The organism is Spiroplasma sp. hyd1 (genome assembly GCF_016082235.1).
In the GTDB taxonomy this organism is placed as follows: Bacteria; Bacillota_I; Bacilli_A; order Mycoplasmatales; family Mycoplasmataceae; genus Spiroplasma; species Spiroplasma poulsonii.
Genome location: NZ_JXYY01000047.1, coordinates 1 through 9,167, shown reverse-complemented (window position 1 = coordinate 9,167; position 9,167 = coordinate 1). Strand labels below are relative to the sequence as shown.

Sequence of the window (9,167 nt, the reverse complement as noted above, 5' to 3'; positions counted from 1 at the left end):
TCATCAATTTTTGTTGGTGTGGCTGACCCCGCAGACAACTTATAAGCACCAGTATCTGTACCATAATAAAGATTACCATTATTATCTATTGCAATAGAATTTGTATCATTAATACCGTTGATTTTTGTTGCTGTTGTTTCACCTTTTTTCAATACATAAACACCATTATTTGCATTAAAATAAACACTATCATTTGCTAAGGTTGTAATAAAAACTAAATCATTTGTAGGAATATTAATTTCTTTTTTAATATTATCTTTTGAAACAATATAAATTTTTTTGGTTATTTCACTCTGATAAGTTATTGCATTTTTGCCAATTGATACTAACTGTGCCTTTTCATTAATAAAAGATAATTTAGAAAAATTAAGATACTTATAATTATTTGAATTAGTAGATATTCCAACATCGCGTTTGACACGAGTTTGTACAGTGTTGGCAAGCAACGGAGCGGGTGCTGATACACCTAACCCGATTGTTCCAATAATTGATAAAAGTTTTTTCATATTTAATCATTCCTTTCAACTTGTATTTTTTTGAATACAAAGTTACTGATGTTGTTATTGTCGTTGATAATTTTGATGATGGCAGTTCCAGTTGATAAGTTTTTAAAGTTGTTGGGATGAAAAATAAACTCTTCAACATCTCTAACACTCCCCATTATACTCTGTTCATTGGCAAAATCTAACTGGCGAGTTAATTTTGCCTTGGTGATTGTTCCAAAGACTTTACTTAGATAATCGGCGGTGTTAGGGTCTTTAACAGAGTGACAGATAACATTGCTAGTATTACCAAAGATAGTGTCTGTTAAATCAATGTCTTTTAATTTTAAATCGTTTATCGTTTGAAACGAAAGAAAAACCTGATAATTAAAACTACGCGTTTTATTTATTAAGTTAACAATTGTTTCACTAGCAAAGACATTAAACTCATCCATTATGATATTAATTTTTTGCTCTTGGGGTTTGTTTGTCGCAAACTCTTTTAAGTCTTGGATAAACAAACGCCCCACCGCATTTGCTAATTTCGGATAAGATAATGAATTAATACTAAACAAAATTACTTGGTGATTTTTCACAATTTCACTAATTGAGTTTTTATCCCCAATACTTGTTTTTAACTGTTGGCGATAAACATTCAAACGAGAACGCAACCCACCAATATCTTTCACATTGATATTGTCAAGATAAGCATAATTGGGGTTATCTCTGCCAACAAGATTTTTTAAATTTTCAATATTGAAATATTTAATTATATTGTCTAAGATAAAAGATATTTTATTACTGATTAGTGTTTCGGTTAAAATCAAAACATAATCATTTGCCATTGACTGATAATACTGTTCAGAAAAATCAAACAACGACATTATCTTATCTGATAATACGACACTATCTTTTGTTGCAAACGGGTTATATTGTAAATTACCATTGATAGTTCAAATAAAGGCGTTAGGGTCTTGTTGTTTTACTTTATCAATTAAATCAACATCACCCTTACCATCAATAATAATTGTAGTTTGTTTTAACTTAGTATTTAATTGTTTGATAATTGATAACAGCGTTGTTGTTTTACCACTCCCAGTTGTACCAACCAATAAAGTATGTTGGTTTAATTTATCTTTATTTAGAGCAGTAAAATTATCAAGTAAAACATTGCTGTTTTGTCATTGTTGAATTTTATTTACAACTTTTTTACGAGTATTTAACAGTTTAGTTAAGTATGATGTGCTTTTTAAAATCAAAAGAAATCATATTCAACTTTTAATAAAAATGTTAATAAACTCGTATCTTTCATTTTTGTTATTAAACCATGCACCAACTTTATTCGCAATTAAGTAAACACAATAATCTAAAATTGCATATAACAACACAAATAAAGGTAAAAACTGCAACTCAATAACAAACAACGAACCCAAGATATTTCAACCATCCCAGTTATAAGTTAAATTCGGATGAAGGATATTTGTTGTTAAACAAATAGCAACTAATAAAATCATTGCCAAGGTTAATCAAGTTAACGCATTGAGATATTTTTTATCGCGTAAACTTTTCAATTTAATATATATTGTTTGTATGATTAATCAACTTGGCAACAAATATAGTAAACAAATCATCGGAATAAAAAGTAAAAACAATAAGATTAAATAATATCCAAGTTTCAGCAACGAGATAATAAAATTTATCATATGTTTATAACAACTCCTTTCTGCAAATAAAAATGGAAATAATACCACCGCACTATTCCCATAAACAAAATTATAATAATTGATACAACATATTTTAAGTTTTGCAAAAGAGGAGATTTTAAATGACCCATTAAAATATGTTAAAATTGTTTACGGAAACACAGATGATTTCAAGTTAATTGTGTTTCCATTTTTAGTTGTTGTAGCATTTTAAAATGCCTACATAGAAATTATATCATTATTTTTTAAAAGACAAAATATAAATTGATATAATTGATGTGAGAGAAAATCACTCCCTATTTTGACAAATACATCAGATAGGAGGTGATTACCATACAAGAGATTTTTAAAATGCTATTGTTGGTTTTAGCCTTACTGTTGATGGCAATTATTATTTACATAATAAAAAAATANNTTANTNTNAAGTAATCTAAAACATTAACGGGAGTGGTTAACTCTCACTTTTTTATTTTGACACTTTTATTATATAACTAAATTATTTTAAAAACAACAGTTTTTAACTCCCCTAATGACAAAATAAAAAACATCTTAAACTACTAAAATTAAGATGTTTTTTATTTAGCATTTAAAATGCTATTCTCTTTTTTTGTTAAAAAAGAATTCTTGAAATAAGTTATCTTTTTTNAAGATAACCAATCANATTATATAACAAACATTTATTTAAAAGTAATGTTATTTCTCTGTTATAAAAAATAATTTTTTATAATTCTGTTGCTATTGGTAAAGTTATAGTTATTTCTGTAAAACCAGTGGCATTATTAATTCCTTTAATTCATAAAGTTCCTGTTTTTGGTGTTGACAAATCTAAATGTCCTTTATCAAATCATTTAAGAAAATTTAAATCAATTTCTAAATCCGTATAACCTTTTGATCATTTCAATGATTTATCAAAATTATCAAGTGCTTCATGAATTTTACTTTTAATTAGTGGTAAATATTCATCTTTGCTAACTTTTCTAATATTTTTTGCAATTATTTTGTTTGGTGCATCTATTTTTAGTGAACTTATATCTATTTTTTCTTTTGGTTGTGTTTCAACTGGCTGAGCTATCTTTGGAATAGTGGTTGGTGTTAGTGGTTGCACTGGTTTTGGTTTTCCACCACTACAAGCAATAACACTGCTTGTTCCGATTGCAGTTAAACTAACTGCTCCGATAATTGATATTAATTTTTTCATAGTTGATAATTGATACTCCTTTGATACTTTTTGTTATTTTAAATATTTATAATAAAAATATCATTAAAAATAACAAAATGTATAAAAATATAAATAAATTATCAACAGTTTTTAACTCCCCTAATGACAAAATAAAAACATCTTAAACTACTAAAATTAAGATGTTTTTTATTTAGCATTTAAAATGCTATTCTCTTTTTTATTTAAAAGAACCCGAAAGGAGTTATCTTTTTTAAAGATAACCAATTACATTATATCATAAATTATAATTGGTCGATGATTTGTTCTAATAACGCTGAAACTGACAAATCATATTGTTTAGCAACTTGTTTTAATTTTAATATTTTGTCAGGGTAAACAGAAAGAGATAGTTGTACCTTTCTTGGTTTATCTTGTTTTTTTTCAAAATTTAAAGTAAGTTGTTGTTTAATTTCATTTGTTTTATGCGTTAAGTCTTCGGCAACTTGTTTACTAATTGGTCTTAAATTTGCTCTATCAAATAAATTATTATCTGCCATGTTTATATCACTCCTTTTTGTTCTAATTCAGCAACAATATTAAAATAAGGGTTTTCTTTATTTTTTAAAGTTTTAATAACGGGAATTCCCGTTATTTCACTAGTTTTAAAAACTTGTTTTTTTCTAATTTCTTGTTGCACTACCAACTTGTTTAAATTACTTTTTTCTAAGTATTCTTTAAAATCTTTTGACACTTTATAGTGGTCAAAATTATTTTTTATAATTGCATTAATACGGTTTTTAATAAACAATTTATTACATAATTCTTCTCATAATTCATATGTCATATTTAATGCTCTTAATGAATGAATAGAATTATCACACACCAAAAGAATATTAGTAGCAATAGTATAGGCATTTACATTTGTAATATTTAAACTTGGGTTTGTGTCAATCAAAATATAATCGTAGTTTTTTTCTAAATAATTATAATTTTGTCTAAATTTAATATCTAAAAGTTTCTCCCTAGATATTTCATTCACCAATTTAATTTCTAATTTTGCCATTTGAATATTTGTAGGAATTATATTTATATTTTCAATGTCAGTTTTAAAGACTAAATTTTCTAATTTATCATTAATATTAAATAATTCCATAGAATATGATTTGTCAGTTTCTAATTGAAAACATTGGGTTAAATTACCTTGGGGGTCAAGGTCAATCACAAGTATTCTTTTCTTTTTTTCTATGGCAAGAAAACAAGACAAATTAAAAGTAAAATTCGTTTTGCCAACTCCCCCCTTTAATGCTCCAATTGTAATAATTTTCATTTTTGTATTTCCTTTCTTATATATTATATGTATATAAAGTATGTATTTATACTATGTATATATTATACATAATTATTTTATGTATTTAAACAATGTAATTAAATACTATTACTTTGTGTTGTTCAGTTCGCCAGTTATCTTCTTTAATGTGTTCATTGATAAATTTTGCCATTGCTTGGTTTGGGACAATTCATCAACATTTATAATCTTGTTTTAAGTACGAAACCATACTGTCAAAAATCGGTTTATATCGTGTTTTTGCTTTGCGAGTGCGTTCGTATTCTATTAAAACATTTTTATTGTCTGTTGTTTCAATTAGTAGGTCAGGGTATCCTTTAAGATTGCCGTTTTCCATTTTGAGCTCCCGCTCAGTTTGATAATGCTCAATGTCGTTTTGTACAACAAGTCATTTGATTAACATATCTTGGTGGGGGAGTTCATTAAAATTGATTTTAATTTGATGTGCCTTACGACCAAGATAATAATTACCACTACTAGATAAAACATAAATGTTTTTTCGCGTTAATTTATTGGCAGTAATCAGTTTCTTTTTTATCAATCTTGTTAAATGAGTTTGAATTGTATAAATATTTTTATTTAGTAGCAGTGATATTTGTTCTAAATTTAAGTATCCTCAACGATTAATAATATCCATAATTTTAATTTGCTCTGTCATACCATCAACTCCTTACCAACCACCATTGTTCTACTAACAGGGTGGGGTTTTTTCTTTTTTGGCTTTTTTTCTTTTAAGGGCTTGGGCAAAAAGAAAAAAAGAACATAATACCCGAACGAGCAGCGTTAGTTGTTGACCCCGCTATCTCGTAGGGAGAGCGGGGTCAACAACGCTTTGCTTGCAAAAACGCTGCGAATAAGGGATATTTATTATAATTTATGTAGTTTTTATTTATTACAATATAATTATAATATATTTTATTATATTTATTTAAAATTAGTATTAATATACTTATATAATTAATCAAATTTTATTTATTTTTACTATTTTAATATTAATAATTTTATTTAATTCTGACTTGTTTGAAATATAATGCTAATCGTTTTGTGAATAGTTCTGTTAGGAAAATATAAAAGTAAAAGAAAAAATAAAAACAATACGAAAAATGTTTTTATTAATTCAAAACTATTTGTTATTATGTAGTTGGACACTTTTGCTTTACCTTTGTGCTGTGTCTCTATTGGTTAATATTATGTTTGTTATTAACTAAAAATTGGGTTATCCAATTCAGTTAATAAATTATTTATATCAACAGTCCGTTTTTTATCGGTTGGTTGATATTTTTTTTGTTCGTAATCATCATTAAATTTGCTGATTACATCGTTTTCAGATACTTTGGTATCTGTTTTTTTTCGGTTCATTAAAAGAACATTTAACTGTTCGCGTTGTTCTTTTGCTTGTTGGCGGTGTCATTCCATACTCTCTTTGACATTTTTAAATTGCAAAAAGAATGGATTTGCTTTTTGCATATTTTTAAACCGTTGTTGTTCCACAGTTAAATAATGAAAACCGACTAAGTCGTATTTTTTCATTAACTTTTTTCCTGTGATTTTTTCTTTTCAGTTTTTTTCCGCGTCATATACATTATATGTATAATGTGGTTTAATACCGATTAAATAATTTTCTTTATTTTTGTCTAAATGACAGAATTTTTTAGATGATGAAATATAAATTGTTCCAAAGCGAACCATATTACTTTTTTCAGTAAATTTTTTGTTTACATTTTTTTTCGGTGTGAAAATATTTGAAATATCCTTATTCGGATTTAATTGATTAAATGCTTGATACTGATTATTTGTTTGTTCTGTATTCATATTTATTTGTCTCCTTTTGCTTGTGCTTTTTTCAAGCGATATTGTTTTGATTGTTCATTCATTTTGTTTTTATTCTTTTGATAATATTCTTCTTTTTGTTTTTTTATTTTGTCTTTATTTTTTAATTGGTATTCTTTATGTTTTTGATTAATTTGTTTTTTATTCTTTTGATAATATTGTTTCCTATATTCTTTTTGGTGTTGTATTACTTTTTCTTTATTTTGGTTGTAATAATTTTTGTATTGCTCTTTTATTTTTTCTTTATTTTCTTCGTAATATTCTTTTCCTTTTTGTTTTATAGTATCTATGTTTTTTAAATAATATTTTTTTGCTTGTTTTTTTATTTTGTCTTTATTTTTTTCGTAATATTTTTTTGCTTGTTGGTTTATTTTATTTTTATTGTTTTGATAATATTGTTTCCTATATTCTTTTTTCTTTTGTTCTTTATCTGTCATTTATAGTTGTCCTTTCTGTGCTTTTAACCGTATTTAAACCCCTTATTAGCGTTGATATTTTCCAAAATGAATAATAAATCCCCATATTCTTTTGGTTAGTTTAAATGCTAATATAAAGGTATTTTTTTGTTCTTTTGATATTTAAATAAAAAAATAGGTAGAATGAATCTTTTTCACTCTACCTATACACAAAATTATATAAATGTTATAATCTAACTAAGAACCTAATGGTTCAGTTAAATTAAAACCTGCTAAATATTTCTTAGATATTTTGCAAGTGTATAAGAGTGGTTTCCTAGACCATTCTTTTTCTTTGTTTATTTAATTAATTTTATTGTATCATAGTTTTTTATTGTTTTGCTTTTTTTAGTTTTCTTTCTTTAACTGCATCTGTGATTGCAAAAATACCTAATGAAATTAAAGTTAAAGCAAATGCTATACCAATAACGATAACACTAACGCCACCTCACGCTCAATTAATATTTTTTGTAATTGCTCCTAATAAAATTAGCACTATTCCAAATAATGAAAACAATGTAAAAGCACCAACTAAATAAGTATGATTATTTTTAAAAACTGTTGATAATTTATTTATATTTTTATACATTTTGTTATTCTCCTTTTCTTAAATTTTAACATAGTTATTTTTTATTTTGCTTTTTCTTCTTATTTAGATACTGATACAAATAACAACTACCAAGTACCACAAAGGCAACACCAGCAACCGAACCGATTGCAATACCAGCAATCGCAATGTTAGATAATTTATTAGGTATATTGCTGTCTTTTATTTGCAAGGTAAATTGTTCTGATGTGGCATTATTGTATTTAACAGTAATGTTGACTTTGTCATTTGGTTTAAATTCGTTTTTATTTAACTCAAATTTCACTTTGTTTACATCATAATTGCTAGTATTTACCGCAGGAATTGTGATACTGTTTGGAATTTGGGTTTTTAACTGTGCGATAACTTGCTCAGCTGTCAACGGTTCTTTTGATAACAGTTTACCATTTGTTTTAAACCACTCAGCAACGGCAGTTGCAAATTGACTATCACTTGCTTGTTGTTGTCAGTTTGCACTAGCTTTGATTATTTTATTTAGTTCTGTTGCATTAAGTTTTTTAATGCTTTCATTATAGCCATTCAAATTTGCTCAACTATAAAAAGTTTGTCCTTGTTCAGTATCTCAAAAGTTCGGTGTTAAATTATCTTTGTTTAAACTAATATAGTAAAAACTTGAATTATCAGCACTATCTTTTGTTTCAACCAAAAATCGACCTTGATATGAATTTAACATCGTTGCATTTAAAGATAAATCACCAGTAATATCTAATTGTTGTCCATTTTTTTGTCAATCTTCATTTAAACCATAAACAACACCACTCTGCACTGTTGAACCCGTTGGTTTGTTTAAACTAACTTTAACTTCAGTATCAGAGTAGTACAAATCACTAGTTAAAGTAACATCCCCTACTTTGTCATTAGTTGGCACTTGATAAACATAACTAGCAATATTGCCAAACGGCGATGTATTTTTTTGTACAGTAATATTTGGTTGTGCCAACAATGATGATACGATGATTTGCCCTGTGTAACTTTTTCCATCAAGTTTAAAGGCTATTTCAATGTTATAGTCTCTATTTTCACTTGCTGTACTTGTATCAGGCAAATCAAAGTCTCATTTTTTATCCGGACTAGGCATAACAATTCCATTGACTTTAACAGTTTCAATATCAGTGTTTGCTATTTTGACTTTAACTTGTCCATTAGCAACAAGTTGGTCATCACGCAATCACGCTATATTTTTTGATTTATCAACCAAATTAAAATTAGAATATTTTTTAATTCAATTTAAATTAGTTTCAGTACTAAATATTAATTTTTTATCAGTGTCCCAAGCATAGATTAATTTATTTGAATAAATTAAGTTAGAAAAATTATATATTCCATCGATTTTGATTGGTGTTGTTTCACCATATTTTAACACAAAAATACCATTCTCATTTGAATAAAATAAATCATTATTATCAGTTATTAACAAATCGAAAATTATTTTTTTATCAATATTGTCTATTTGTGTTGCTGTATCTGAATTATTAATTAGTAAAAACATTCCGTTTTGTGTTGCAATATAAGCATCATTATTTTTATTAAAAATCATTCCTAAAAATGAATTTCTAATAGCGTCCATACCTTTAATATTTACTAAC

Annotated in this window: 9 protein-coding genes and 1 pseudogene; all 10 read right to left on the bottom strand. The window is 26.1% G+C overall.

The features are described 5' to 3' along the window. Positions 1 to 506 (bottom strand): annotated as a pseudogene (locus tag TS70_RS05080) (hypothetical protein); the annotation flags it as partial. Positions 507 to 508: 2 nt separating this feature from the next. After that, complete coding sequence (locus TS70_RS08665; RefSeq protein WP_198049603.1) at positions 509 to 2,053, bottom strand: type IV secretion system DNA-binding domain-containing protein; 1,545 nt, start codon at positions 2,051 to 2,053, stop codon at positions 509 to 511. An 853-nt stretch (positions 2,054 to 2,906) separates the two neighbouring features. Next, positions 2,907 to 3,383, bottom strand: coding sequence for a lipoprotein (locus TS70_RS05070; protein WP_198049602.1), 477 nt, complete (start codon positions 3,381 to 3,383; stop codon positions 2,907 to 2,909). 263 nt (positions 3,384 to 3,646) lie between these two features. Next, on the bottom strand, positions 3,647 to 3,901 hold the full coding sequence (locus TS70_RS05065; protein ID WP_198049601.1) for a hypothetical protein: 255 nt from the start codon (positions 3,899 to 3,901) through the stop codon (positions 3,647 to 3,649). A 2-nt stretch (positions 3,902 to 3,903) separates the two neighbouring features. Next, a complete protein-coding gene (locus TS70_RS05060) occupies positions 3,904 to 4,671 on the bottom strand; it encodes a ParA family protein (RefSeq protein WP_198049600.1) in 768 nt (255 codons plus the stop codon). 85 nt (positions 4,672 to 4,756) lie between these two features. Beyond that, positions 4,757 to 5,347, bottom strand: a complete 591-nt coding sequence (locus TS70_RS05055) for a BlaI/MecI/CopY family transcriptional regulator (protein WP_198049599.1) — start codon at positions 5,345 to 5,347, stop codon at positions 4,757 to 4,759. A gap of 542 nt (positions 5,348 to 5,889) precedes the next feature. Continuing rightward, the gene (locus TS70_RS05050) at positions 5,890 to 6,501 is read right to left on the bottom strand and encodes a hypothetical protein (protein WP_198049598.1); all 612 of its coding nucleotides are present in this window, start codon (positions 6,499 to 6,501) and stop codon (positions 5,890 to 5,892) included. A gap of 2 nt (positions 6,502 to 6,503) precedes the next feature. Next, a complete protein-coding gene (locus TS70_RS05045; protein ID WP_198049597.1) occupies positions 6,504 to 6,956 on the bottom strand; it encodes a hypothetical protein in 453 nt (150 codons plus the stop codon). Positions 6,957 to 7,305: 349 nt separating this feature from the next. Then, positions 7,306 to 7,563, bottom strand: coding sequence for a hypothetical protein (locus TS70_RS05040; RefSeq protein WP_198049596.1), 258 nt, complete (start codon positions 7,561 to 7,563; stop codon positions 7,306 to 7,308). Between the two features lie 34 nt (positions 7,564 to 7,597). Then, positions 7,598 to 9,167: hypothetical protein (locus TS70_RS05035; RefSeq protein WP_198049595.1), on the bottom strand; the 1,570-nt coding region annotated here is incomplete at its 5' end.